Below are 24,682 nucleotides of genomic sequence, written 5' to 3'. Positions count from 1 at the left end.
GAGAGTTTGAAGCATGAGCACGTTTCTGACCAAAGCGGTAATGGACTTCTTTATCGCCTTCGGTATCGTGCTGGGAGGGGCGTTGGTTGGGGGGATTGGTGCCGTCATATCCCTGCAGCCGCCAACCCAGACGATGCTGGATGTGGCGGATCGGATCAAAATCTGGGCACTGGCTGCCGCGGTAGGAGGGACGATCGATCCGATGCGTGTCATCGAAAGCAATTTCTTTGACGGGAACTTATCGCCGGCGATCAAGCAAATACTATACCTGTTATTTGCATTCCTTGGCGCGCATATGGGATCGGAGCTTGTCCGGTGGGTATGCGGAGGCAGTCGGGGATGAGTCCGTTTCGTCGGCCGACGATGGAGGATTTCCGAAGGTTTATGCAATTGACGGCGGTTTTCATCCTAGGCATGGTTACGGGAAGCGTCGTGTATAATGTCATTTACCAGACGAGCTACAACACGCTCTGGATCCAGAACAAAGACCTGCAAATCCAGCTGTACCAAGCGGAAGAAGATAACAAGACGCTGAAAAAATACAACAAGCGGGCGACGGTCATTAAAGAAGTCAAAATCCGTGTCGAAGATCGCGACCCTCCGCTTGATTCGCTTGCTGTCAAGGAGGTCGTACAGCAGCTGCATGAAGAGCTTGACGTCCTGCGCGGCCGAAGCATTTTCGAAATCGACTCGGACGGTAAGATGGCGCGGACCCTGCTTGACCGCAAAATATACGCTGTTCGCGACAAAGAGTACAGCATTCAGATCAAAACGATGCTTGTCAGCGAAGGTGTGCTGCAGGTGTGGATAGACATGCGGCCGTATATCAGGGGCTGACTTTTTGTCCGTATGCGATTACAATAATATTGCGTAGTTTGCGCAATCATTTCAAAGCCACTTGCAAATAAAAAGGAGCTGTTTCCGTTCCATGATCGAAAGTATTCAATACGTGCTGTATGCCGGACTATTGATTTCATGCGTGTTCTCCGTCTTCTTCAGCATCAAGTCCCGACGTTCCATAGATGGCAAGATTCGCGGCCTGTCAGCCGCTAAAATGAATATCAGCATGGGCTTCATGCTTATCATTCTTGCGTTGATCCAAATGTTTATTTTCAGCGGTTCATCGATCCGCGTCGTGATCGGAGCCATTTTCATGGTATTGGGCGCTTTTAATATATTCGCCGGCATCCGCAATCACGGGCTCTGGTCGCGTTATAACGCTGAATCCAACCAATCCTAACAGACCTATGCTTTTTCCGTACCAAAAAAAAGGACAATCCTGCGCTTAACCAAGCATGTCAGGCATTGTCCTTTGCCGTTATCCAGAAACTCTTCAGTTTTCAAGCAGGCTGTCGTTAAATTCGCCGCCGGACCATATGCAAATCAGGCATGGTCGATCGACTGCAAAGCCATGACTGCCTTGGAGACCAGCAAGTCCTGGTGGGTGATAACGATTTCCAGCTTGCAGGCCCGGCGGCTTGTCTCCAGAACGACCGGCGTAATGACGACCGCATTCTCAATCTGCACAGGCCGGACAAAATAGGTCGTCAGATGATCCACGACATAATCCCCGCCGCCCGCATCCTTGGCGGCAATCAGGCCGGCCTGAGTCATGATCGAGGTCAGCACGCCATGGGAGATCGTCCCGATATCCGTCGACATTTGCGGTGTGATGATGCCGTGAAAGAACAGCCGCCCCTCCTCGTCCCGCTCCTCGACGAAGCCATTCCACATCAAATGCTCAAACGTCTCGCCGAGCTGCGGCTCATTGCGGGCATCCCGCATCGCCTGCAGCACCTCCTTGCGGGTAACGGAGGACACGAGCTTCCGGTTGCGGTCGATGACGGGCAGGAAATCGATCCCCTCCCATACCATGATCTGCGCCGCCGAAGCCAGCGAGGTTTGCAGCCCCACTGTAATCGGATGGCGGACCATGCATTTCTCGATATAGTGGTCTCCGCCCCCAATGTCCTCGACATTTTTGCGGCTGACGATGCCGATGACCCGGTTCCACTCATCGACGACCGGAAAATGCTGCATGCCCGTTTCGAGGGACAGCTGGTCAAAATCCGAAATATTGCTGTTCACCTTCAGCATATTAGGCCTTGGCTTAGCTGCAACGATGTCCTCGACCAGCATAATCTTCTTCTTGATCAGCCGGTCGAACAACGCCCGGTTGATCATTGAAGCGACGGTAAACGTATCATGCCTTGATGAAATGATCGGCAGGCTCAGCCTGTCAGCGAGCGCCTTCACTTCACGGCTCGTCCCGAATCCCCCGGTAATGAGCACGCCTGAGCCCTGCTCCAGCGCCAAGGAATGCGCATCTTCCCGGTTCCCGACGATCAGGAGGCTCCCGGCGTCGATGTACCGGGCCATGGCGTCGATCTTCATCGCGCCGATCACGTATTTGTGCAGCGTCTTATCCAGGCCTTCCCCGCCCCCTAGCACATGCCCTTCGACGATGTCTACGACATCCCCGAAGGTCAGCTGATCGGAAATGTTGCGCGGCTTCTTCTCGACCCGAACCGTGCCAATCCGCTCTTTCGTAATGACGATGCCGAGATTCTCCGCTTCCTTAACCGCGCGGTATGCCGTTCCCTCGCTGACGCCCATGCTTCGCGCCAACTTGCGGACTGAAATTTTCGTACCGATCTTCAGCCCTTCGATATACTGTAGCAGTTGTTCGTGCTTTGTAATGCTCTCTTCATGCCCTTGCAACTGTTACACCTCCCGTTCAAATCTGTACCAATCTGTATCTATTATACACAATTGTACCACAAAAAAACCACACCCCGCTGCCGGCATTTGCGGCAATGAAGTGCGGTTCTTACGTCATTTTCAAACTTGCTGCTTGCTGCTCTATCCCTGCTTGCTCTCCGCCGGCCATTCCTTTTTCTGCAGCTTGTTTTGCCATTCGCGCAGTTTGGCGCGGCGAACGGCTTCGAGGGACCGCTGCTTCTCCTCGTTCACGCCCAGCAGAAAATGCAGGTGCGCGCCAACAACCATAAAGGCAAAGGCCGCCCAAGCGATGCCAAAAATCGATATCCAGCCTGCGCCTGGACCAAATGAGATCAGCGGAAGAGCATATACAAGCATCCCTAGGGCTAAAATCAAATAGATGGCGTGCTTCCATTTGGTCCGCTTTTTTTCCTTCTTGATTAGTTGCAGTGTTCTCATTGTTTTCATCATCCGCAGCTCCTTCATCCGAATCTATAAACAAATCTATATTTCTAGTCTATGAAGGAGATGCGGCTAATATGAGACTTGGCCAAAAAATAGTATTGCGTTGCCAGATTAAGAAAGCTCCGAACCGTACAGGTGCTGCAGACTGTCCGTAATGATTTTGTTTACATCCTGAATGATGACGCTAAGACGGCGCTCGGCATCGAACAGGCGGCGAATGTTCAAATTCAAGCTCAACACCTCGAACAGTTTTTCCATTTGCTCCATTTCCTCGGGAGATGGCATATCCCCGCTCATCATCCGCTGTTGTACTTCATTTTGCTTCTGGCGAAAATCATCCAGCATCCGTTTGCTTTCCGGGTCAGCGTCCACCAGCTTCATCGCCGAAGTGATATCGGACACCTCCTGGCTTTCTTTAAGCGCCTTTGCCAGATCATGTGCTTTGTCATAAATGTTCATTGTTATATCCTCCTAAAATGTAATAAATCATTAACGCCCAACCCACAGCAGCAACAAGGACTGGATCAGCCCAATCATGCCGCCTAGCAGTACACCGAGCCAGGTAATGGCTCTAAATTCCTTGCCGGAGACGCTGAGTATTACCTCCTCCAGCCGTTCAACAGGAAACTTCTGAACCTGTTCCTTCACGAGCTGCGGCAGCCGGACCGCCTTCATCGCTGGCGGTATGACGCGAGCGATCAGGCGCAGCATGCGGTTCGCAAGGCTGGGTACCGCGGCTGCAGCTTGACCGTACCACGGCTCAAGCAGTGAAGCTAGCTTTACGCCCTCAGCCTTGGCCATCCATGCCTCCAGCGGAAGCTCGTCCAGCTTCTCCCCGATCCAGGCTTCTGGCTCGCTCCCCGCCAAAGAGCGCAGCACCTCGCCGACCGGCTTCTCGCCGTAAATTTCCATGCGCGCTCGGATCGCGGAAGCGACCTTTGCGCGGGCTTCTTCGCCCTGCAAAGCGCGGACAAGGGTAGGCGTAAGCTTCTGGACCAGCTTCTCCTCATCCAAAAAGATCGCGGCCATCGTACCGAGAAATCCGCCTGCATTGTCCGCAAGTCCGGCGGCCATTTTGGCGAGCAGCCGCTGCCCTTGCGAGGAGAGCAGCTCCTCCGCTACGGCATCTAGAATCACATCGGCTGCCGCTTCGCTCCACACTTGACGATTATCCTCTGACCAGCCTGGGACCAAGCTTTTTAGCGGCTTCTGTTCCCAGCCGTATTTATGCCATGCATGCCGGAAACCGTACTGAAGAATTGCCGTGAGGGCTGAGGCTGATCTGCCTTTAACGGCTTCCCACTCCTCTTCCGACCAGATTCGCAAGGCTGCTTCCTTTACCGTCAGACTGCTGCTAACCCAGCGGTTTAATAATTGGCCCATTTTCTCCTCTGCCTGAAGACGAAACTCCGGCCGCATTACCATATCCTGCAGCCCTTCCGCCGTAACGAGATAATCGGAGACCACATTGCCTAAAGACTCTGCAATGTCTTCCCTTCGCTTTGGAATTAGCCCCGGTGTAAACGGGACGCGCCATTTGCCGATCATAACCGGGCTTCTCGGATGAAAAAGCATTTTTATTGCAAAATGATTCGTGACTCCGCCAACAAACGCAGCTATGGCGACGCTAACTACAATGTATAACCAGTCTGCCAACCTTCAAATCCTCCCTGTATGTCCCTTAAAAATATGTCCGATATGCATCTTGAACTGTGCAAAGTTATTTCAAGGATAGGTTAATCACCAAGGATTCTATGTCCTCATATGATGCATTACATGTATTTACGAAGACGCATCCAAGACATCAAGCCTAAGCTTGGAAGGAGATCCGCTTCATGCACTCCAAAAAAATTAAGGTACAGATCATGAAACCGGGTTTGCTGGAGGATGACTGTCTCGTGCTCGGAGAGCTGCTGATTAAGCAGCTGAAAATTCCGACCAATCAGCCGCTTCAGCTATCCTTCGGTTCATTCCGGCACAATGTCAAAGTCATTCCCTTATCCCGGTTAGACGGGATCCGGATCAGCCAAGGACTTGCCAAAAGCATGGCTCTTCCAGCGAGGTCGACGCTTCGGATCTTTTATCGCCCCCAATCCTCCACCATTCAGCTTGGTCCGATTATCGGTGTCCTAATCAGCCAGGATTACCCTGATGTAACAGAAAGGCCTTTTGGCCCCATCACCCAGTTCTGCCGGGAACTCGCTAATGCTTGTCAACGACAAGGTGTCTTTGTTTATTTCTTTACCCCGTCCCATATCGGAAGCAGCAGCTCGAAGGTGACGGGATGGCTTTATGCAGATGGCTGGAAGAAAACCGAGCTTCCGGCCGCAAACGTGTTCTATAATCGCCTGACATCGCGCAAATTGGAGAATAAACCTAGCGTACAGCATTTCATGAAAGAAGTAAAATCCCTCTACGGCAGCCATTACTTCAATGAAAAATTCCTGGATAAAACCGAGGTTTTCGATGCGCTTGGCAAGGCTCCTTCATTGGCGGGATATATGCCAGAATCACACTTGTTCCGCAATTACGCCATGCTGAAATCGATGTGCAGCAGGCACCCTATCGTGTTCCTCAAGCCAATCAAAGGGAGCCTCGGCAAAGGGATTATCCGCATATCCCGGCTGGACGGCGGCGCATATCAGACGCTGACCGCTCAAGTCGGCGGCACCCAGAAGCACAATTACGCCAGTCTTTCCAAGTTGTTCACGGCCCTATCCGGGAAAATGAAATCGACGCGGTACCAGATCCAGCAAGGACTACACCTGATACTTATGGACCGGCGGCCAGTGGATTTCAGAGCATTAGTACAGAAGAACAGGTTCGGCAAATGGAGCGTTACCTCCGTTGTCGCCCGGATTGCGAATGATCAGCATTTCGTATCCAATCTGGCGCGAGGCGGCTCGCTCTGCACGCTGAAGAATGCGATATCGCGCAGCACACTCCCCCCGGCAGCCAAGAAGAGGTTAAATGTCAGGCTCAAGAAGGCGGCTCTCGACATCGCGCTTGGCATTGACCAACAAATTCCGGCTCATTTTGGAGAACTCGGCATTGATCTCGCAGTCGACCAGCATGGCCGCATTTGGCTGCTTGAAGTGAATTCCAAACCTTCAAAAAACGATAATACGCCGCTTGGCGGGAGCAAAATACGCCCTTCCGTCAAGCAAGTGATCGAATATTCGCGCTTCTTGTCCGGCTTCTAAGCAAGGAGGAATCCGATGAATCCCTCTTCACAAGGCATTATAGGCATCATGGTTAGCGAATGCGCAGGCCCCCTTCCTTTTGCTGAAGCGGCATTTTGCCGTCAATTATGTCATATCGGCCGCCGGCAGAAAATGACGATATATGTTTTTTGTCCGGGGTGGGTTACCCCGGGCAGCAGGAGCATCCCTGGATATACGTTTGAGAACGGCAAATGGATACGGAAGCCGTTTCCGGCTCCTGATATCATTTACGATCGCTGCATTTCCCACGACAAAAGACAGCAGCGGCGCAAGCAGCGATGTTTGGCGTCCCTTTCCGAGCAGCAGCCCTTTGTTTATCTAGCACGCGCTCTTACCGGCAAATGGTCCGTCTACCAGGCACTCAAACAACATCGCTTCATAGCCCCCTACCTTCCCGATACGGTTCGATACGAAAGCCCTGAACATTTGAACCGGTGGCTGCTCGCACAGGAAGGTGGAGCCTTCCTGAAGCCGCAAAACGGTACGCACGGAAAGCGGACATTGTATGTCCAAAATATCAAGGGGAGTTTAGGAGACGGGCTAATAATCACAGGCAGAAGCGGCAGTAATCAATTGTTCCGCAAAAAATTCCGCTCCAAGGAAGATGGACTGGATTGGATACACCGGTTCATCGCGAACAGGGCATACCTGCTGCAGCCCTACCTGCGGCTGAACAATAGCAGGGATGAACCTTTCGATGTCAGAGTACTTATGCAAAAAAATGAAAATGGCATGTGGAGCATGACAGGTATGGCAGTACGAGCCGGACGCAAGCACTCCCTCACCTCTAATCTGCATGGCGGCGGAACTGCGCATAAAGCCGTTCCTTACCTGATCAAAGAGTTCGGCGAACACCGCGGCATTCAGACCGTACGAATTATTCAGCGTCTTGCAGAAGCCATTCCTGAGCATTTGGAATCCCATTTTGGCCGGCTCGCAGAGCTCGGAATCGACTTTGGCGTTGAACCGGGCGGGCATGTATGGATTCTCGAGGTCAATTCCAAGCCGGGCAGATCATCCTTCTTCCGCATCGGCGATATGCAAGGCGCCCGAAAATCCGTGGAAAACCCGATACAGTATGCACGATACTTGTTGCTTCGCAAAACTCTAGCCTAGCCTGATGCAGTATTATGCTTTGAGTCTGGCATTGGAAGCTGTTTTGCTTCGCAAAACGATTAGGAGGATAAATTCATGAGTTTGACTTACTGCAATGTCCATTTCACGCAGCAGCCCCAAAGGGTCGTCTACGTGTCGGGATCATTAATGAAGAACCTGAAATTATCAGGGAAGAAGTCCGTTCATCTCAGACTGGGCCAAGACCGCATTCCTGCAACAGTCAAACCGATTAACAAACCAGGCAACCATATCTACCTTGCATCGAGCGTTCGTAAAGGAATCAAAATTCCGAAATCAGGAGCCATATACCTTCGCAGCAATCAAGATGGCGAGGTACATCTGGGCCCGCTAATCGGCGTGTTATCAGACGGCCCCGCAGGTTCCGCCCAAAATCGGTTCGGTTCCAGAACAACCTTCATCAAGCAGCTTCTGAAGCTGGGAAGCAAACAGTCCTATATATTTGCTTTTACCCCGCGGGATATCAACTGGGAACAGGAAACCGTCAACGGCTATTTTTTGAACGAATCCGGGCATTTTTACCGCAAAACAGTTCCGCTGCCGGATGTCGTCTATAACCGCCTGCCCAGCCGACGGGCCGAGACGACATCGTCCATCGGCCTGCTTCGGGAGCGGTTCATTCGCAAGAAAATTCCGTTCTTCAACTGGAGCTTCTTTAACAAATCGGATATATATAAGCTGCTGGAACGAGATCCCATGGTCAACCGTTACGTACCGGAATCCATTATGAACCCTACACCCGAGCAAATTAAAGATTTGCTTGACCGCCACTCCCTCATTTATTACAAACCGAATAACGGAAGCCTGGGAAATGGCATTTATAGACTTTCCTATATCCCAAAAAACGGTTATTATGCCCGTTACCGTCTGCGGGGGAAAAATGCGCTGCTGCGATTCAGCTCCTTCGGCAGCCTGATGCGCACCCTCCAAGCAAGGCATGGCCGGTCGCTCCGCAGCTACGTAGCGCAGCAGGGTATCCGACTAATCGAAATTGACGGCTGTCCCATCGACTTCCGGTTTCATATGCATAAGAACGGCAGGAACAACTGGGTTGTTGTCGGCATCGGAGCCAAGAAAGCAGGAAAAGGCAGCGTAACAACCCATCTTAAGAACGGAGGTTCGCTGCTGACTCCCGAACAGGCGCTTGGCCGCGCCTTCGGCTCAAGAGCCGATGAAGTGCTGCGTCATGCCAAGAACGTCGCCATTACGCTGGCCCAAGCCATAGAGTATCACCACCAGCATTTGATTGGTGAAATCGGCTTCGATATCGGAATAGACAAGGACGAGAAAATATGGATGTTCGAGGCTAATGCCAAGCCGGGAAGATCTATATTCCAGCATCCATCTCTAAGAGCCGAGGGAAAAGCATCCGTTGAGCATATTTTGGAGCACTGCCTTTATCTTAGTAAATTCCGCAGGAGGGAAGGCTAATGATCCAGCACATCGCTGAAAAAAAACCCGTGGTTGCCGTTCTGACCGTAGAAGACCCGGAATCCCTTTTTCGCGGAAATAAAGCCAACTTCAGAGATATAATAAATACCGGCAAGGATCTGGACTTTCCCGTCTACGTCGTGACTACAAAGGATTTGAAGCTGTCAGCCAAACGGATCCGGGGGTACTATTACAACTCCGAGAGTAAAACCTGGTCGAAGCAGTGGTTTCCTCTTCCCGATGTCGTCTATAATCGGATTCCACACCGGGAAGACGAGCAAAAACGTAATGTCCGCAAAAAAATCGATGAATGCATCCAGCATCGAACGATTCATATCTACAACCCCTATTTTTTCAATAAACGCAAGCTGTTCGAATGGCTGAAGCGGAACCGCTCTACTAAAGCGTTTGTTCCAAATACCAGGAGACTTCTTAGTCCCCGAACGCTTGAGGCCATGCTCCTAATCTACGGGCGCCTCTATTTAAAGCCGGAATCCGGCAAGGCCGGCAAAGGAATCATGCTCCTGCAATATGAGGAGGAGCATGAAAAACCTTTTCGTTTAACGATCCAGGGCCAAAGATACAGAAATATCGTTTACCGGACCGACAAGCTAGACCTGCTCTGGAGACGAATAAGAAGAGAAATGAGAAAAGCTCCATATATTATGCAGGAAGCCATCAAACTCACCACATACCGGGACCGCAATTTTGACCTGCGCATACTCGTGCAAAAAACAGGTAAAGGCGCATGGATGGTCACTGGCGTTGGCGCACGGCTCGCTGGCCTTAAAAGAATTACTACCCATGTGCCTCAAGGCGGCAGCATCGAATCGCCCGAAAAGCTGTTAACCCCTACTTTCGGCAGCGAGATGACCAACGTCATCATTAATCGCCTGAGATCCAACGCCGTGCTCATCGCCAAGCAAATTGAAAAAGCATCAGGGCATATGCTTGGTGAAATGTCGATGGATCTCGGCATTGATACTGGAGGAAACATGTGGTTCTTTGAGGCGAACAGCAAACCGATGAAATTCGATGAACCGCAAATCCGCAAAAAATCGCTCGAACGAATTTTTCAATACAGTCAGCATTTGGCCAGTCAACCCAAGAACCCATCCGCTTAAGCCGGAATATTGTGAACCGACTACCGTATAAAGAAGGTGAACGTATTGTCGCAACCTGTTCTTGGCATATTGACGCTGTATATGAATGATAAGAAGCAGCTGGAGGAACGACATATATACCAGAAAATGATCGTTGAAGGCCAAAAGATGGGTCTGGATGTCTTCGTATTCACTCCGATGGATGTCCATCATGAGAAGAAACTCATTCATTCCCTGCAATTTGATCTAAAATCAAAGAAATGGTCGCGCAAATGGCGCAGCTTTCCGAATCTTATCTTCGACCGGGGGCGCATTCAGAAAAACAAGCGATTCGAGCAGTTGGTCAAATTTCGCAATCGCTATAACAGCAGCTTCACATTCCTGAACCGGCCGATTCGCGATAAATGGGCGATTTACCAACTTCTGTCCAGCAAACCAAGATTCAGGCCCCATTTACCGGAAACCGCCATATTTCAGAATATGAGCGACGTATATCGATTCATGCGGAATTATTCGTGTGTTTATGTTAAGCCCATGCAGGGCACCGGTGGAAGGGGAATACTGCGGGTCGACCGATTGGGGAAGGAGCTTTACCTGATCCAGGGCCGAACGCTCGCCAGAAAAATTATCCCGGCGCAAAAAATGCATAAGGCGAGGCTGGCTCCATATTTAATCCGCTGGAAAGCGAAAAAAAACTATCTCGTTCAGCAGGGGATTGAAATTAAACTACCAAACGGCCGGGTACATGATTTCCGCATGCTCGTTCAGAAGAACGGGGCCGGAAAATGGGCGGTGACCGGATGTGCCGGAAGGGTCGGCCCTCCGAGAAGCGTGACCTCCAATCTGCACGGCGGCGGGCATGCCGTGCCTATGAACACGCTGCTGAAGCTTGCCTCCCATAGCGAGGAGAAGCGCGTAGAAATACGCCGTACAGCCGAGAAACTGAGCATCGATGTCGCAGCAACGCTTGAGGCGAATTACGGCGCGCTCTGCGAGCTGGCTCTCGATCTTGCGATCGATCCCAGCGGAAAAGTCTATTTGCTGGAGGTCAATCCCAAGCCCGCCCGAGAGGTGTTCAACCAGTCCGGCGATCCCGAAGCATACCGGGCAGCCATTGCAAGACCGCTTGAATACGCCATGTGGCTGCACAAACAAAAAGCCGCTTCTTCCTGACCGGAAGAGCGGCTTGCTTCTAGAATTGGGCGGATCGCTTCGCTTCGGGCGCTTCCTCTGCCTGGTCGTACAGGGCGATCAGTTCGGAGAACGAGGAGATCAGCCGATCGGCGCCATTTAACTCTTGTCCTTGGCCAAACCCGGCATACGCACAGCCGATGACGGTCTGGCCGTTCTCCTTGCCCGCTTCCACGTCAGAAGATCGGTCCCCGATCATCCAGGCGCTGCTTACGCCATGATTATCGAGCAGAAGCCTGACCAAATCGACTTTGGTCGCCGTCTGATGCTCGCCTGCGCTGTAGATTCCCTCAAACAGCGAGAAGATGCCATGTGCATTCGCTACTTCTTTTACATAGTGCTCCAGCCCATTGCTGGCTACAAAGAGCCTGATTCCGCGCTGGTGAAGCTGCTTCAGCGTTTCGGCTACTTGCGGATACAGCTCTGTAACATATTCCTTCAGACCGATCAGCTCCAGCTCCAGCAGCAATTCGTCCGCACGCCGGTGCACGATTTCATCGTGGTCCGGCAGCACCCTTTTCCAAATGTCATCCAGCAGCATGCCTAATCCGCCAAGTATTCTTTCCTCGGGGGGCGTCTCCCCTTCATACAAGTTCTCTGCGCGAAGCTGATCAAACAAGCGATGATATACAGGGATCAGAAGCGTCTCCGTTTTGAACAGCGTACCATCCATATCAAAGATCATGGCTTCGGGTTTCGTAAGTCGAGTGGTTTCCATGTCAGCGTTCCTTCCTGTCGTTGTGTTAGCCCCATGATATTCGAAAGAGCAAACCTTGTAAACCCCGTTTATCTATAAGTTTCCTGCTTAGAAAAAACGTACAGCGGATATCCTATCTGTGGGGAAAAATAAAATAAAACTCAAGGAGGAAACACTGTGAAGAAATTGTCTGCTGCCCTATTATCGGCGTGTTTGCTATTCTCTTTAGCTTCTGCTGTAAGCGCGGCTCCGGCCAATCAGCACGAGCAGAAGGGAATGCACACCAAGTCTACGCATAAAACGCATAAGACTCATAAAACTCACAAAACGAAAGCCAAGTCAACTCACCACAAAGGCATTAAAGCCAAAAGCATCAAAACCAAGGGCATTAAAACTAAGGCTACCAAAATGCCGAAGACTGGTTTTGGCGGAGCTAGCGAGCAAACAGAATAAGAAGGAGGATGAAAGAGGGCTCGCTCCCTCTTTCTCTCTTATACAATCATGATGAAACGATTAGTTATTCTGTTTACCATTGTTTTAGCCGTCAGTTGCGCAGGTTGCGGTCCTGCCAAGCAGGCGAAGGAGAACATCAAGCCACAGCCGCATTCCCAATCCCTGCCCTCCCCGCCGTCCCCCCCAATGGTGAATGACACAGAAATGCAGCCGGCGAAGAACATGCGCAGGCCGCTACCCAAACCGTTTATGCCAACAGAGCTCATAATTCCTGCCATTAAGGTAAAGGCTAGTGTTGAGCCGGTGGGGGTGCTTGAGGACGGGCAAATGGATGTTCCGAAACATACGGATATCGTCGGCGTCCTGCATCCGGGCGTACTTGCAGGGGAACCTGGAAATATGGTGATGGACGGCCATGTCGATAGCTATACCGGCCCGGCTATTTTTTTTAATTTGAAAAAGTTAAAGCCAGGCGATTCAATCATTGTACGAGATCATGCCAAACAGAAATTGACCTATATTGTGGAGGCCGTTGAATCCTACCCTACATCGGAAGCACCCGTCGAGCGGGTTTTCGGGGATACGACAGAGCACAGGTTGAATCTGGTGACATGCAGTGGAAAATACAGCAGAAAAAAAAAGGAGCATGAGCAAAGACTGATCGTTTTTGCCAAGCTGGACGGTGATGATGAACTTGACCAATAAATTTGTAGCAGCCATCCTTATCCTCTGCCTGACCTTACTTTCCTGCAAAGCGGAGGTTTATGCCGCTTCGGGCGATCAAGAGGAACAAGAGGTACGCGCCTTTTTGGATAAGCTGTACAAGCAGAGAGCTGATATTCTTGTCAGCCGGGAGACGGATGGATTAAAAGAACTTTATCTTCATGACAACAAAGTGAGCAAGCACGCTCTCCACAATGAAGTTAACCGAACGAATTATCTTAACGAATGGGCGATCAAGAGGGCCATCAAGCTCGTTAAGGCCAATAGCGAAATACGAATCGTGCGTCTGAGAACCTCAAAGGATACAGCAAAAATATCCCTGGTTCATTCCTTGAAGGTGGATTACACCTATACCAACAAAAATGTGCCCGTTCAGTCGTTCGGAATCGGAACTGAACATTATCTTACATTAAAGAAGCTGGATGACGACTGGAAGGTCCATAAGGAATGGTATCTGGACCCTCTGGACGAGAATCCGAACAAAATTGCGGTGACGGATGATGGAACCTCCCCTTCTGTCAATTATCGGCAGCAGCCCGTGGACGGCAAAAAATACCGCCGGGCCCGTGCCGTGGAGTATGCGAATAAATATGCGGGAACAGCCTGGGGCGCCGGCAATAATCACAGGTATAACCGCAAATATGCCGATTACTCCGGCAAGGGCGGCGATTGTACCAATTTCGCATCACAGGCTGTTGGCGACGAAAAGGAAGGCGGAGGGCTGCCGATGACCGGATCATGGCGATATTTTGCCAAGAAGGGCGGAAGCGAAGCGTGGATCCGGACGGATTCCTTCTATAATTTCCTGATATATTCCGGATACGGAAAACTGCTTGCCAGGGGACATTTCCGGGATATTATCGCTCCTTCGGCCAAATATCCGGATGGAGCAATTTCACATATTCAGCCAGGCGATTTGATCGGATATATCATTAGCGGCAGCGATGTGGATCACTTCTCCATCGTGGTAGGATTCGACGATTACGGCTATCCTCTCGTCAATTCGCATTCGGCCGACCGTTATCGCGTTCCCTTTGACCTGGGGTGGGATCAGTATACCAAATACTTACTGGTACACATTAGAGACTAATGTATATGCGGGCTTGTCAGCATAACTGCAGTTTAACGTCATACAATGGAAATTGAAGATATCGACGCTAAACTGGAGGACTTATGAAACTATCCCGCCTGTTAAAGCAATCCGCGATAAGAGCCGGGGCAATGGCCGTCGTGAAATTGATCGGCCTTATCGGGCGCGTCGTCTTGACGAGACTCGTAGGTGCTGAAGGTATCGGATTGTACCAAATCGCTTATTCCTTATATGGGCTGCTGCTTATGATTTCCGGAGGATTGCCAACTGCCCTGGCCATTATTACCGCAAAAAAGCCATGGTTCGGTTGGCATTTTTTTAAGTGGGTCTCCCTCTTTCTTGTTCTATTCGGGGGGATTTTGAGCATGATCGTCTTTTGGAATTCCCCCGCGCTTTCTGGCATGCTGGGGAATCCGGATCTGCAATATGCTTTGCAGAACCTGGCGCCGGCTATTTTCGCGGCTCCATTATTGGGCTTGTTAAGGGGATATTTGCAGGGGCTGGAGCGGTTCAACATCATTGCCTTGTCTGAATTGACAGAGCAGGGAAGCCGAATTCTTTTCATGCTCATCATCGTCGGCTGCCTATTGCCCCAAGGCATACATATTGCAGTTGGCGGAGGGGTGCTAGCTGCATTTATCGGCGTCCTCGTCTCTTACACGCTGCTGACACTATATGTGTCTACTGATCAGCGAAAGAACCCGGTAGCATCGGTATCTGTCCACCAGCTGCCGTTCGTCTGGCTATTCAAAGCATCCTTCATTATTTCGCTGACGCGTCTTCTCATTCCCGTCTCCGATTTCATCGATGCGCTTCTGATCCCGGGCCGGCTGATGGTTGCCGGCTACGACACCTCCCGCGCAACCGCCATGTACGGTGTAATTACCGGGATGGCTGCCATCATGGCCTATACGCCTACGCTTGTCACCCAGGCTCTAAGCCATACCGTTACCATGCGTTTGGCCAGCTACTCCCAACAGAAACTCTGGACCGACTTCCGCAGGCTGCTCTCCTTATCCCTGGAGGCAGCCTGGCTGTGGGGATTAACCGCGGCTATATACATATATGTATACGCTCCTGAGCTGGCGACGTTTATTTTCAATACTTCCGAGGCCGCAGAGCCCATTCGTTATTTAGCCCTTCTTCCCGTCATCGTCGGCTTTCGCGAACTATCCACGAGCATTTTATGGTCGCAGGACATCAAGAAAATAACCTTCTTTGGTTTGTTTGCCGGAATAAGCTGCTCCATCGTCATCCAATATGTGCTTATAGCGATCCCTGGCTGGGGTTATATCGGGGCAGCGATCGGCATTCTGGCCATGGAGATGATTTCTGCACTCGTTAATTTATACGCCTTAAAGTTCAAGCTGGCCCGTATGGTCCGGCTGCTCCCCGCCCTCTTCGCAGACACATTGATATTAGTCGGTTCCATGTTCCTGGTCCAATTGATCTCAAAGCACTGGGGGAGCGGCTCTGACAGCTTATCCGGCTTCATGCTGCAAACCGTGCTGTTCTTCTCGGCTGCCGGCGCCTTCTTATTCATTCGGTTTAAAGGAAAATTATCAGCGGGATAACGCTTTGATATTTTTAATAATTTGGCTGTAAGGCGGATCCTGCCCGTCGTATTTCGTCACGATGGTTCCCGAAGCATCCACAAGATAAAAGGAAATGCCGTGAATGACCTGATCCCCAATGGCATCCTTCTGGATGGCGGTCTTAAAGCTCTGTTGACCAAAGGCCTGAATGTCCTCAAACGAATAGCCAGTCAAAGCATGCCAGTTGCTCAGATCATCCGTAAACTTGCTGATGTAAGTCTTCAAGGCTTCCGGCGTGTCCTTCTCGGGATCAACGGAAAAAGATACGAGATCCGCTTTAAGACCGGCTGATTTAATCTCGCTTTGCAGCTTCGCCATGTTCGCAGTAAGGGTCGGACATACAGTAGAGCAATTCGTAAACATGAAATGGGCGACCCAAACCTTGCCCTTTAAATCGTCCAGACCTACCTGGCCGCCGTCCTGGTTGGTGAACTCGAACGATCCCACTGGTATGCTGAGATCATTCGGCTTGCCCCCTCCCCAGGAAAAAGCAAGCAACCCGGCTGCAGCAACAACAAGCAAGGCAATAATTCCGATATCAATGATCCGTTTCGTATGCTTCATTGGTCCGCCCCTTCATCAGAAGCCGTATGGTTGGCAAGCCAAGCAGCCAATGCATGGATTTCCTCGGTCTTCAGCCTTTTCTCGAAAGGCGGCATCCCCGGCCTTCCCGAACTGATCGCCTCGAAAATTTCTTCCTCGCTCAGTTTGGAGCCGATTTCCTGCAGGCTTGGCCCTACCTTTCCGCTAAGGTCAACGGCGTGGCAGCTGGCACAGCTCTGTTTGTAGATTAACGTCGGCTTGGCATCGGCCTTATTTCCGGCTGGCGAGGAGGCTGAACCGCTATCCGTCGAAGCAGATTGACCGCAAGCGGTTACAGCCAGTAAAACGAATGCCATTACAAGCAGCAGCAACGGTCTTTTTCCCGTTCTCATTCGCGTTCTCTCCTTATCGATATTTAGTCCATATGAGAGCTCTTATCGTAGAGCGAATCCTTCGCTTGTTCGATTTCATCTTCCGTCACCTCGCCGACAATAAGCTGCTTCCGCGGCATATTATGCATATCCCGAGCCGTCACGTGGGCGATGACATTGTAAACCCCATCCTGCTCAAAGGTTTTGTCAATACTGTAGACTCCATTTCCAGCGTGCGTGCCCTCCAGCATTTCGTGCGTATCGCTACCGCTAAACCACACTTCGAAAGTTACGGATTTGGCATCGGTCACTTCTTCGCCGCCTTGAGTAACCTTGGCTTGAATTTTAGCCGGCTCCCCAGAATTCAGCTTCTCAGGCTCACTTTGGATCTGTACATCAATAATTTCGGGAATCCCGTCCGGCATTCCTGTCTGGCTGCCCGCAGAGGAGCATCCTGCGAGAATAACGATCATAAGCACGAGACATGCGGTCGTCCATCTTTTCATATTGTTCTGAACCCCTTCTTACATAATCATTACCAATTCCATGGTCCTTTTATGATGCCGAGACTGCTAAGTAAAGCATCCATCACACTCATCTTCTTGCTCATTAGCGAATCCGTCGTACATTGAGCATCTGCATCATATTGCAGCTCTCTGGCCCTGTTAAGTGTAGACTCTGCTATATTGTTCGTTACCTGGGCAACGTCGAAGCAAGGCGGCGATACGTATACATGCAGAGTATGATCCAGAATCATTCGCGTCTGCCCTGATGGCTTGGCGTTGATCGGGATAAAGAACAGGCTTAACAAGATCAGCGCAATTAAAGTCAAGGCAATGCTTGTCTTTTTTATAGCTATTCCCTCCCTTACAGGCAGTATATCTCATAATTATGAGGCTGAAATGATAATTTGGGGCAAATTATGCCTTCGATTTGTTAACATTTTGTGAATTATCCGATTTCACGCACCCGCTAGTACAAGGTATATAACAAATATCATTGTAGCGGCTGGCATCTGAAAAATAAAGCAAGGATCAGCCGGCATGCCAGTATGATCCTTGCTGCTTATAGATGAATCTTTGGGCGTTTTTCTAATATTAGAAATGCCCAATGGTCTCCTTTAACCACTATGGTTAGTCAGCCAAGAGTGAAGCAAAATACTGCATATTACTAACATAAAAATCTCCTGTACCTACTGCAGCATTGCTCAGCATTCCCTGTACGCTCTCCCGAAACGCCTTGATGGACGAATAGTCCGCCTGTTCAAACCGGTTATCCCGTTTTAGATTTTGCAAATACTCCAAAACTTGAGCATTGGTTTCCTTATACTTCTCTATCCATTCCGTATGGCTTGGCACCTTCTTAGCGAACTTAACCAGTTCATCCAGGCCGTGATTGCCAGAGTCAATTTCATCAATGAATCTCTGATATGCCGCAGGATCCGCCTGCTTATCTGGGGCAGCGATGTATTTAGCCTGAGATAACCCCATCTCGATCAGTACCTCATGCTCAACGTCACTCTCTAAGGAACCAACCACGCGATCATGTTAGACTGAATGACGCTATACACCGCTTTTTTAACCTTGTCATCTTTTCCGCTTAAGACTTGCTCCAGGGCTTACATTGATGTCAGCGGTACCATAATTGTACAAATATCGGACAGACAGCGATTTATATGAATTGTGGATTATAGATTCTGAAGCTCGACGACCGTATAGCCTTTCTCTGATGAAATTCGGAAGCCCCAGTTCATTTCTTTCGCTCTTTCCTGCATGATGAGCAGGCCGTAGCTGTCCCCCAATTGATCCGGATCACTCTTAAAGCCTATGCCGTTATCCTGGATCACCACGCTCCATCCTGGCCGGTTCGCAGCCGGTTCTCCCTTGATCCAGCCCTTTGAGGCCTGGGCGTGCTTCTGGATATTCACAACTGCTTCCCGGATGCTGGCTAGAAGCTCTACCTTTTCTTTGGGAGTCAGCAGCTCATCTGGAATGCTCCACTCGACCTCGATGGGAACCAGCACTTCCTCGGCAACCTGCTTGACCTTTTCGCTTAAAGTTTCCCTTCGGAGAGTCAGAGTCTCCGGCGTAGCCGCATACCTAAGGTTTGCAATCGCTTGGCGTACGTACCGGTTCACCTCACGCACCGTCTTGCGGATTTGGAAGACTTCCTCGTCGTATTTGGCCTGATCTGAGTCAAATTCTAGGCGATCGACCTTTACAGATAACAAGAATACGGACTGGGCAATGCCGTCATGCAGTTCCTTGGCCAGTTGCTCTCTCGCTTCCAGCGCCACTTTGACGGCCCGTTCCGCCTGAAGCTCCTGCTGGATTTTCTCCAGCATATGAAACAGCCTGTTCAGAAATGTCACGCTCACAAAGTACACCAGAACTGGAGTCAGCCAATTGCCCAAATCCATCGAGATATAGGGAAGCAGGAATTGATGGCGGACATACTCCCAAATTCCCACAGTGATCGTCGGAATGAATAGAATCATCCATTTGATTTGTTTGTAAGTCACGGAACATACCCACTCCTTTAATCACCTGCTGCGGACTGAATATAGGTTTGAAGCTGTTCACGGCTTGAAATTTCGCCAACAATGGACTGGTGAAGATTGCCGTTCTTGTCAATAATGTAGGTGACCGGCAGACCAATGATTCCGTATAAACCGGACACTTTGCCGGTAACGTCTATCATGACCGGAAACTCAAAATGGTGCGCAGCCAAAAACTCATTGACCGTGGCTTTGGATTCACCGGCATTGACGAATAAGGTTGCCACATCCGAGCGGTTCGATTGATATACCTCATTAATCAGCGGCATCTCTTTTACGCAGGGCTCACACCAGGAGGCCCAGAAATTAAGCACAACCACTTTGCCTTTATAATCAGCCAATGATACCTTGTCCCCGTGCGTGTTCGTTACTTCAAAGTCGGGAGCGCGCTCCCCGAGGGCCAGCCTTGACTTTTGCGGTCTAGCCTCGTCCTTATCGGGCGATACGATGATCCACACGATCGCTCCTATCGCAAACAAACCCAACAATAGGGTAATTACGGAGCTCATACGCCATCCTTTTCTATCCGTTTGACTCATTTTGACTCACCTGCTACAGAAGTTATTCCCAAGCTTTGCTGAAACGCTGCGTGCAGCGGGTAAGCGCCGTATTGCTGGCGAAAATGCTCCACCGTGCCCTCCCCGTAATTTCGGCCGCTGTTCAAGAAAACCACATAATCCGCAACCTCCTCGGCAATTTCCAGCTGGTGCGTGGAAAAAAGCACGGTATGGCCTTCACTTCGGATCATTTGCAACAACCGGACGAATTCATTCATCCAGTACGGATCAAGCCCGTTCGTCGGCTCATCCATAATGAGCAGCGGCGGCTTGCCCAGCATCGCCTGGGCGAACAGGACGCGCTGCCGCATGCCTTTGGAGAAGGTATGCACCTGGTTGCCTCGTTTGTCCTCCAGGCCCACGATCTCCAGCACTTCATCAACCCGGCTCTCCGGAACTTTACGAAGGGCGGCCCAGAAGGACAGCGCCTCCGCTGCCGTCAGGCCGGGCGTAAACTGAAAATCATCCGGCATATAGCCGATCTGCTGCGAAAATTGCTTCCTGTCCTTTTTCCACTGATGCTTATTTACTGTAATTTCACCAGCCGTCGGCTGCATAATTCCGGCTATCATCCGCAGAACCGTGCTTTTGCCCGCGCCGTTTCCGCCGCACAGGCCAACGATGCTGCCCCTCTCGATACGCAGGTTGATATTCTCTACAAGCTTCTGCTTCTTGATCACTTTGTCGACGCCGACAACTTGTACAATTGAATCAGCCACGAGATCTTCCCCTTTCCCAAATCCAATATATCCCCGCAATGGAAATGCCAATCCACGCCAGACATACCGTTAAAAACAGGAGGCTGCCGCCGGGCTGATGAATCCAGGTTACCCACTCGTAGTACTCCGGGCCGAGTACGGAACCGCCGCCCAGCTTGATGACGACAAACAGGCGCACCAGTTCAGCAGGGTTGAGAAACGTCAAAGCGATCAGCACTGGCTTGATCCAGAGATATGGCAGTAGTCCAAGCACGGAAATCAGTATTGTTGTCCAGCCGATGACGGTAAAAAACCAGATCATGACAGAGAAGGTTAACGCCTGCCAGCGATTTTTGGAGAGAGAGCCAATCAGCAGGGCAAGCGCCAGGAAGAGCAGGACCAGACCGCAGGAGAATGCCAGGAACAGCAAGTAAGTCGTCAACTCAAAAGCTTTGCCCGCTGCGACGGAAATGATGCCCATCAAGCCATAGCCGAATGAGACGATCGTCAGCAGAACGACGGACAACCCTACATATTTGCCAATAATGAAAGGCATGGTGCCAAGCGGATACGTCGACAGCAGCTGCCAGCTCCCCTCCTCCTTCTCCCCCGTCAGGGAGAACGAGCCGAGAAACAGCGTCATCAGCGGCAGCAAATACAGTATCAGGCTGAGCATCGAGCCGGTGATTGCAGAATAGCCGCTGACAGCGTTCTGGGAATTGACGAGCAGCAGGCTTACGCTGAATACGGAAAATAAAATGAGAAAAGAATAGGCCCACGGATTGCGGAGCCCAATTTTGATTTCTCTTTTTGCCACATGAAGCATATCGGTCATCGTTCTAACCTCATCTTCTATGGATGACTGCTGTCGTCATGGCTGTCGCTGTGCTCTTGTCCATGCCCGACGCTATGGTCATCCGTGTGCTCGTCGCTGCGGCTTTGATCATGCCCGTGTGCCTCGCCGTGATCATGATGCATCATGTCTTGACTCTGCTGCCATGTATGGTTGGCCAGCTCATTCGCGCTCAGTACTTGTCCCACGCCTTGCTCTTTAACAAAGGCTTCCGCAGCGGATTTATCTTTGAAGCTGACAATTCCATAGGCCATTGGCGTGCGGATCGAAGCATCATACACATAGGTCGCTTTGCTGAACTCGACCCATTCCTTGTCGTTATAGTCGCGGACATAGTCCATGCCGATATTGTCCGTACCGTTCTCCTGCTTCCAAGTATTCATGCAGCCCAGATCGTCGAATTTCAAGCTTTTGCCGTCCTTCGTTACGATTTGCGTGGCGAAGGCGTCGTCTTTTACCTGCATATTGCACACTGCGCACACATCGACATCTTCATTGATTGCCTGCGCGGCATATTTGTTCTGGCCGCAACCGACAAGTAAAATAAATGCAAGCATAATTACTATGGCTAATGACCATTTTTTCATGATTTGGATACCCCCGAATATAGTATTGTTATAACCGCTGTTGCCAGCAGCATCGAAGCGATAATCATAATTAATGTTTGATCTGAAATGACCGGATCCGAAATGGCCACAATATCTTCCGCTTGCACCGGCAGCATAGCCGATGCCAGCTTCATTTGCGGCGCACGGTCCGTCGTCCAGCGTTCCTGGTGATCGCTGTACATGCCGCTCAGAAACGTCATGCCCGGCGATTGAAAGAACAGCTGAAAAGCGGGCGTCTTTGCGATCAGCGCTTGATAGAAAGGATTGATTTTGTACGGGATATCACTAATACCGTCATTATCCATATCCAGGACAGTCGCTGAATCCCAATAATTTCCTAACAGTTCATTGTCTCTGCTGTCGGTCGCTTCCGCTTCGATGACATTGGCCACGAAATCGTTGGCCTGTATTTGGTTGCCCTCGGCCTGTTTGAATTGAATCCCGATGAAGTTTCGAATGATCGCATTTTCGATCACTTGATTATCCTTGGACAATTCGATATATAATCCGACCCGGTTGCCTTCGACGAGATTTCGCTCAATGACCGAATTTTGCACGTCGAACAATAAAATGCCTTGCGAATTCACGTTCTGGCTTTGCTTTGCGAAGGAATTATCCGCTACGTAGGCGTCTCTAACGCCCATGATCATAGCCCCAGTTACGTTGAATTCCCCCCGGTTGTTAACGATCTGCGTATCCGTCACATACATGCAATGGATGCCGTAACGCGAGCTGTACAGCCGATTGTTTTCGATTTTCTGCCTATTGCTGTTCTCCAGGTAGATACCGTCCCTCATACCGGCAATCGTATTCTGCTTGATCCGATTGTCATGCGAATTGTACAGATCGATGCCGTTTCCCTTCCGGCCCATTTTCACATCGGCTTCGTTCTCTGTGCGCAGCCAGGAGATTTCGTTGCTCTGAAGCAGAGCATGGTTCGCATCACGGAGCATGATGCCGAAGCCGGCGGTTTTGATTCTGAGCTCCTCAAGAACAGCCTGATCGGCGTGAACTGCTACGGCCGCAGTTTCTTCGCCGGCGTTCTCCTGCAGAATATTGACTCCCCGTACGATAACTCCGGGCGCCTCAATCCGAATCGCCGCCTCCGAAGTGCTATTGTAGAGGATCGCCGTCTTGCCGCCTTCGATCGTCAGCCTCTTGGATATGACGACAGGGCCTGTATATTTCTCTTCGTTCAGCACGACGGTATCTCCGGGCCTTGCTTCATCCACCAGTTGCTGCAGGGATGGCACCGGTTGCTCGAAGGTTTCATCCTTCGCCGAAGACTCCGCCAATATAGGAGAAGCTGTGCCGGCAAATGCTAGATTCAGCAGGAGCAGCCCCGCAAATACGAGAAATAGCGCAACTCCTTTACTCCTCATAAGCTTAACTTCTATTGCCCCCTTTTTTCCTTGGAAAACGTATAAAACTACTTGATTAAAATGATAATCTATTACATTTCTCACTAATATAGCCCATTAGAGTCGCTTTTAGCCGATTTTCGCTTCTTTTTATGTCATTTTTATGACAATCTAATATTTCTCCATATGCTGCAGACACAGAAAAAAGCAGCTCTGCTTGAGAGCTGCTCCTGCCTTCGGAAATATCAAACTATCTTTTGCCCTTCTTCCCACGATAATCCGTGGGACAAAAAACATCCTTAGTTTGAACCGTATATTGATGATGAGGAACCGGGACGCAATGATGTTTGTTGATGATTTGAATCGGATGAATCACCGGGACGATTTGGGGATGGAAATAATCGTTCACTACATACTGCGGAGGATCGATAATCGCCTCTCCCGGAGGACAGCAATGTCCTCCCTTATGATGGTGCGCGTACAATCCCATAATGTCTTCTCCTTTCAAATAATATCCACTAACATCATATGCGGAGACATTCATCATGATTGGACAGCTGCCTTCCTACTTGGTATCGCACCAAATTACACATCATAATTAACGATATAATTTTGCAGCTCTGTATTGTAATATCCGATGCTGTATTCTCTGATCTTGCCGTGCTCGTCATAAGAATAGCGGGATCGCTTGAGCAGCGGCTTAGCATTGCCCCCAAGCTGCAGAATTTCTTCCGCCTCCGGCGGCGGAACGGCAACCGAAAACTCGTCGCGCAGACGGTCTAACGAAATATTGTGCTCCTCCAGCAGCTCGTACAAGGACCGGGCATTTAAATCGGCAAGCTCCAGCTCGCCCACAGTCATGTTCAAATAATGGGTATAGTAAATATAAGGCCTGTCATCAAGAAAGTACACCCGCTCGAGCCTTAAGCAGTGTTCACCGAATAAGCGGCTCAGCTCGGCATCCGCCTCTGTCTGAACCGTCCCGGCCCGAAGCCACTGCTTTTGAATGCGATGCCCTTCCTCCACTAAAATCTCCGTGAAATGCTTCCATTTCGACAGCTTGGAGGCTGCTTTGTTGCGAATCACTTTGGTTCCTTTTCCGCTGCCTCTTTCAAGGTAGCCTTCCTGGACAAGCTCCTGAATCGCACCCCGCACGGTAATTTTACTCACGGAAAATTCCTGCTCTAATTGCGGCTCCGAGGGGATATTCTGCCCCAAGGGGTAAACGCCGTGCAGGATCCGATCCTTCAAAATATCCCTAATTTGCAAATACAGCGGTTTATCCTTTCTGGACAAGCTCACTTATT

The 24,682-nt window shown here is 50.4% G+C and carries 30 protein-coding genes; 12 read left to right on the top strand and 18 right to left on the bottom strand.

All coding sequences use genetic code 11. The features are described from left to right. The first annotated feature begins 13 nt into the window (after nt 1-13). From MKX50_RS08470 to MKX50_RS08460, 3 genes are all read left to right on the top strand, one after another. Entirely contained in the window at nt 14-343 is a 330-nt protein-coding gene (locus MKX50_RS08470; RefSeq protein ID WP_155609237.1) for a YtrH family sporulation protein, read from the top strand. Continuing rightward, complete coding sequence (locus MKX50_RS08465) at nt 340-837, top strand: hypothetical protein (RefSeq protein ID WP_155609238.1); 498 nt, start codon at nt 340-342, stop codon at nt 835-837. The genes MKX50_RS08470 and MKX50_RS08465 overlap by 4 nt, the downstream gene beginning before the upstream one ends. Nucleotides 838-928: 91 nt before the next feature. Beyond that, complete coding sequence (locus tag MKX50_RS08460) at nt 929-1,240, top strand: YtpI family protein (protein WP_155609239.1); 312 nt, start codon at nt 929-931, stop codon at nt 1,238-1,240. A 143-nt stretch (nt 1,241-1,383) separates the two neighbouring features. On the opposite strand, the gene MKX50_RS08455 is transcribed toward MKX50_RS08460, so the two are convergent. From MKX50_RS08455 to MKX50_RS08440, 4 genes are all read right to left on the bottom strand, one after another. Beyond that, nucleotides 1,384-2,721, bottom strand: coding sequence for a DRTGG domain-containing protein (locus MKX50_RS08455; protein WP_155609240.1), 1,338 nt, complete (start codon nt 2,719-2,721; stop codon nt 1,384-1,386). A gap of 141 nt (nt 2,722-2,862) precedes the next feature. Continuing rightward, nucleotides 2,863-3,180 (bottom strand): hypothetical protein, encoded by a 318-nt coding sequence (locus tag MKX50_RS08450; RefSeq protein ID WP_339159144.1) that lies wholly within the window; start codon nt 3,178-3,180, stop codon nt 2,863-2,865. Nucleotides 3,181-3,297: 117 nt separating this feature from the next. Next, nucleotides 3,298-3,645, bottom strand: coding sequence for a YlbF family regulator (locus tag MKX50_RS08445; RefSeq protein ID WP_155609242.1), 348 nt, complete (start codon nt 3,643-3,645; stop codon nt 3,298-3,300). A 30-nt stretch (nt 3,646-3,675) separates the two neighbouring features. Next, the gene (locus MKX50_RS08440; protein WP_155609243.1) at nt 3,676-4,842 is read right to left on the bottom strand and encodes a DUF445 family protein; all 1,167 of its coding nucleotides are present in this window, start codon (nt 4,840-4,842) and stop codon (nt 3,676-3,678) included. Between the two features lie 179 nt (nt 4,843-5,021). Between MKX50_RS08440 and MKX50_RS08435 the strand changes: the two genes are divergently transcribed. From MKX50_RS08435 to MKX50_RS08415, 5 genes are all read left to right on the top strand, one after another. Beyond that, nucleotides 5,022-6,389 carry a YheC/YheD family protein gene (locus tag MKX50_RS08435; protein ID WP_213588971.1) on the top strand — a complete coding sequence of 456 codons (1,368 nt, stop codon included), beginning with the start codon at nt 5,022-5,024 and terminating at the stop codon, nt 6,387-6,389. Between the two features lie 15 nt (nt 6,390-6,404). Beyond that, a complete protein-coding gene (locus MKX50_RS08430) occupies nt 6,405-7,526 on the top strand; it encodes a YheC/YheD family protein (protein WP_213588972.1) in 1,122 nt (373 codons plus the stop codon). A gap of 75 nt (nt 7,527-7,601) precedes the next feature. After that, nucleotides 7,602-8,975, top strand: a complete 1,374-nt coding sequence (locus MKX50_RS08425; RefSeq protein ID WP_213588973.1) for a YheC/YheD family protein — start codon at nt 7,602-7,604, stop codon at nt 8,973-8,975. After that, nucleotides 8,975-10,099, top strand: a complete 1,125-nt coding sequence (locus tag MKX50_RS08420; RefSeq protein WP_213588974.1) for a YheC/YheD family protein — start codon at nt 8,975-8,977, stop codon at nt 10,097-10,099. The genes MKX50_RS08425 and MKX50_RS08420 overlap by 1 nt, the downstream gene beginning before the upstream one ends. A 36-nt stretch (nt 10,100-10,135) precedes the next feature. Next, nucleotides 10,136-11,251 carry a YheC/YheD family protein gene (locus MKX50_RS08415; protein WP_244996326.1) on the top strand — a complete coding sequence of 372 codons (1,116 nt, stop codon included), beginning with the start codon at nt 10,136-10,138 and terminating at the stop codon, nt 11,249-11,251. Between the two features lie 19 nt (nt 11,252-11,270). On the opposite strand, the gene MKX50_RS08410 is transcribed toward MKX50_RS08415, so the two are convergent. Then, nucleotides 11,271-11,987, bottom strand: coding sequence for an HAD family hydrolase (locus MKX50_RS08410; protein ID WP_213588976.1), 717 nt, complete (start codon nt 11,985-11,987; stop codon nt 11,271-11,273). A gap of 156 nt (nt 11,988-12,143) precedes the next feature. Here MKX50_RS08410 and MKX50_RS08405 point away from each other — a divergent pair, with 156 nt between their 5' ends. The 4 genes from MKX50_RS08405 to MKX50_RS08390 all read left to right on the top strand — a co-directional run bounded on the left by MKX50_RS08405 (nt 12,144) and on the right by MKX50_RS08390 (nt 15,806). Next, nucleotides 12,144-12,419 carry a hypothetical protein gene (locus MKX50_RS08405; RefSeq protein ID WP_213588977.1) on the top strand — a complete coding sequence of 92 codons (276 nt, stop codon included), beginning with the start codon at nt 12,144-12,146 and terminating at the stop codon, nt 12,417-12,419. A gap of 48 nt (nt 12,420-12,467) precedes the next feature. After that, entirely contained in the window at nt 12,468-13,124 is a 657-nt protein-coding gene (locus tag MKX50_RS08400; protein WP_339159141.1) for a class F sortase, read from the top strand. Beyond that, the gene (locus MKX50_RS08395) at nt 13,105-14,232 is read left to right on the top strand and encodes an amidase domain-containing protein (RefSeq protein WP_339159140.1); all 1,128 of its coding nucleotides are present in this window, start codon (nt 13,105-13,107) and stop codon (nt 14,230-14,232) included. The genes MKX50_RS08400 and MKX50_RS08395 overlap by 20 nt, the downstream gene beginning before the upstream one ends. An 83-nt stretch (nt 14,233-14,315) precedes the next feature. Then, nucleotides 14,316-15,806 carry an oligosaccharide flippase family protein gene (locus tag MKX50_RS08390; protein ID WP_213588979.1) on the top strand — a complete coding sequence of 497 codons (1,491 nt, stop codon included), beginning with the start codon at nt 14,316-14,318 and terminating at the stop codon, nt 15,804-15,806. On the opposite strand, the gene MKX50_RS08385 is transcribed toward MKX50_RS08390, so the two are convergent. The 13 genes from MKX50_RS08385 to MKX50_RS08325 all read right to left on the bottom strand — a co-directional run bounded on the left by MKX50_RS08385 (nt 15,795) and on the right by MKX50_RS08325 (nt 24,677). Beyond that, entirely contained in the window at nt 15,795-16,391 is a 597-nt protein-coding gene (locus tag MKX50_RS08385) for an SCO family protein (protein ID WP_213588980.1), read from the bottom strand. The two genes, MKX50_RS08390 and MKX50_RS08385, sit on opposite strands and share 12 nt — an antisense overlap. Next, nucleotides 16,388-16,762 (bottom strand): cytochrome c, encoded by a 375-nt coding sequence (locus MKX50_RS08380; protein WP_213588981.1) that lies wholly within the window; start codon nt 16,760-16,762, stop codon nt 16,388-16,390. Before MKX50_RS08380 ends, MKX50_RS08385 begins: the two co-directional genes overlap by 4 nt. A 23-nt stretch (nt 16,763-16,785) precedes the next feature. Then, the gene (locus MKX50_RS08375) at nt 16,786-17,247 is read right to left on the bottom strand and encodes a FixH family protein (RefSeq protein ID WP_213588982.1); all 462 of its coding nucleotides are present in this window, start codon (nt 17,245-17,247) and stop codon (nt 16,786-16,788) included. A 29-nt stretch (nt 17,248-17,276) separates the two neighbouring features. After that, nucleotides 17,277-17,573: a hypothetical protein gene (locus tag MKX50_RS08370; protein WP_213588983.1), complete on the bottom strand. Its 297-nt coding sequence runs from the start codon at nt 17,571-17,573 to the stop codon at nt 17,277-17,279. A gap of 301 nt (nt 17,574-17,874) precedes the next feature. Continuing rightward, entirely contained in the window at nt 17,875-18,279 is a 405-nt protein-coding gene (locus tag MKX50_RS08365; protein WP_339159137.1) for a hypothetical protein, read from the bottom strand. A gap of 149 nt (nt 18,280-18,428) precedes the next feature. Then, a complete protein-coding gene (locus MKX50_RS08360) occupies nt 18,429-19,262 on the bottom strand; it encodes a histidine kinase (protein ID WP_213588985.1) in 834 nt (277 codons plus the stop codon). Between the two features lie 17 nt (nt 19,263-19,279). Continuing rightward, nucleotides 19,280-19,807, bottom strand: coding sequence for a redoxin domain-containing protein (locus MKX50_RS08355; protein WP_339159135.1), 528 nt, complete (start codon nt 19,805-19,807; stop codon nt 19,280-19,282). A 26-nt stretch (nt 19,808-19,833) separates the two neighbouring features. Then, nucleotides 19,834-20,574 (bottom strand): ABC transporter ATP-binding protein, encoded by a 741-nt coding sequence (locus MKX50_RS08350; protein ID WP_213588987.1) that lies wholly within the window; start codon nt 20,572-20,574, stop codon nt 19,834-19,836. Next, on the bottom strand, nt 20,567-21,388 hold the full coding sequence (locus tag MKX50_RS08345; RefSeq protein WP_213588988.1) for an ABC transporter permease: 822 nt from the start codon (nt 21,386-21,388) through the stop codon (nt 20,567-20,569). Before MKX50_RS08345 ends, MKX50_RS08350 begins: the two co-directional genes overlap by 8 nt. A gap of 17 nt (nt 21,389-21,405) precedes the next feature. Continuing rightward, nucleotides 21,406-21,993, bottom strand: a complete 588-nt coding sequence (locus MKX50_RS08340) for a nitrous oxide reductase accessory protein NosL (protein WP_213588989.1) — start codon at nt 21,991-21,993, stop codon at nt 21,406-21,408. Further along, the gene (locus MKX50_RS08335) at nt 21,990-23,396 is read right to left on the bottom strand and encodes a NosD domain-containing protein (protein ID WP_213588990.1); all 1,407 of its coding nucleotides are present in this window, start codon (nt 23,394-23,396) and stop codon (nt 21,990-21,992) included. The genes MKX50_RS08340 and MKX50_RS08335 overlap by 4 nt, the downstream gene beginning before the upstream one ends. 229 nt (nt 23,397-23,625) lie before the next feature. Then, nucleotides 23,626-23,922 (bottom strand): hypothetical protein, encoded by a 297-nt coding sequence (locus tag MKX50_RS08330; RefSeq protein ID WP_339159133.1) that lies wholly within the window; start codon nt 23,920-23,922, stop codon nt 23,626-23,628. A 38-nt stretch (nt 23,923-23,960) separates the two neighbouring features. Beyond that, nucleotides 23,961-24,677, bottom strand: coding sequence for a GntR family transcriptional regulator (locus MKX50_RS08325; protein ID WP_213588992.1), 717 nt, complete (start codon nt 24,675-24,677; stop codon nt 23,961-23,963). Nucleotides 24,678-24,682 lie beyond the last annotated feature (5 nt).

The organism is Paenibacillus sp. FSL W8-0186 (assembly GCF_037969765.1).
GTDB lineage: Bacteria > Bacillota > Bacilli > Paenibacillales > Paenibacillaceae > Fontibacillus > Fontibacillus woosongensis.
This window is presented reverse-complemented; position numbering and strand designations above follow the sequence as displayed.

Coding starts and splice junctions, on each gene's coding strand:
- MKX50_RS08470 (WP_155609237.1), top strand. CDS start 14: ATGAGCACGTTTCTGACCAAAGCGGTAATGGACTTCTTTATCGCCTTC.
- MKX50_RS08465 (WP_155609238.1), top strand. CDS start 340: ATGAGTCCGTTTCGTCGGCCGACGATGGAGGATTTCCGAAGGTTTATG.
- MKX50_RS08460 (WP_155609239.1), top strand. CDS start 929: ATGATCGAAAGTATTCAATACGTGCTGTATGCCGGACTATTGATTTCA.
- MKX50_RS08450 (WP_339159144.1), bottom strand. CDS start 3,180: ATGAGAACACTGCAACTAATCAAGAAGGAAAAAAAGCGGACCAAATGG.
- MKX50_RS08445 (WP_155609242.1), bottom strand. CDS start 3,645: ATGAACATTTATGACAAAGCACATGATCTGGCAAAGGCGCTTAAAGAA.
- MKX50_RS08435 (WP_213588971.1), top strand. CDS start 5,022: ATGCACTCCAAAAAAATTAAGGTACAGATCATGAAACCGGGTTTGCTG.
- MKX50_RS08430 (WP_213588972.1), top strand. CDS start 6,405: ATGAATCCCTCTTCACAAGGCATTATAGGCATCATGGTTAGCGAATGC.
- MKX50_RS08425 (WP_213588973.1), top strand. CDS start 7,602: ATGAGTTTGACTTACTGCAATGTCCATTTCACGCAGCAGCCCCAAAGG.
- MKX50_RS08420 (WP_213588974.1), top strand. CDS start 8,975: ATGATCCAGCACATCGCTGAAAAAAAACCCGTGGTTGCCGTTCTGACC.
- MKX50_RS08410 (WP_213588976.1), bottom strand. CDS start 11,987: ATGGAAACCACTCGACTTACGAAACCCGAAGCCATGATCTTTGATATG.
- MKX50_RS08400 (WP_339159141.1), top strand. CDS start 12,468: ATGATGAAACGATTAGTTATTCTGTTTACCATTGTTTTAGCCGTCAGT.
- MKX50_RS08395 (WP_339159140.1), top strand. CDS start 13,105: ATGATGAACTTGACCAATAAATTTGTAGCAGCCATCCTTATCCTCTGC.
- MKX50_RS08390 (WP_213588979.1), top strand. CDS start 14,316: ATGAAACTATCCCGCCTGTTAAAGCAATCCGCGATAAGAGCCGGGGCA.
- MKX50_RS08385 (WP_213588980.1), bottom strand. CDS start 16,391: ATGAAGCATACGAAACGGATCATTGATATCGGAATTATTGCCTTGCTT.
- MKX50_RS08380 (WP_213588981.1), bottom strand. CDS start 16,762: ATGAGAACGGGAAAAAGACCGTTGCTGCTGCTTGTAATGGCATTCGTT.
- MKX50_RS08375 (WP_213588982.1), bottom strand. CDS start 17,247: ATGAAAAGATGGACGACCGCATGTCTCGTGCTTATGATCGTTATTCTC.
- MKX50_RS08355 (WP_339159135.1), bottom strand. CDS start 19,807: ATGAGCTCCGTAATTACCCTATTGTTGGGTTTGTTTGCGATAGGAGCG.
- MKX50_RS08345 (WP_213588988.1), bottom strand. CDS start 21,388: ATGACCGATATGCTTCATGTGGCAAAAAGAGAAATCAAAATTGGGCTC.
- MKX50_RS08340 (WP_213588989.1), bottom strand. CDS start 21,993: ATGAAAAAATGGTCATTAGCCATAGTAATTATGCTTGCATTTATTTTA.
- MKX50_RS08335 (WP_213588990.1), bottom strand. CDS start 23,396: ATGAGGAGTAAAGGAGTTGCGCTATTTCTCGTATTTGCGGGGCTGCTC.
- MKX50_RS08330 (WP_339159133.1), bottom strand. CDS start 23,922: ATGATGAATGTCTCCGCATATGATGTTAGTGGATATTATTTGAAAGGA.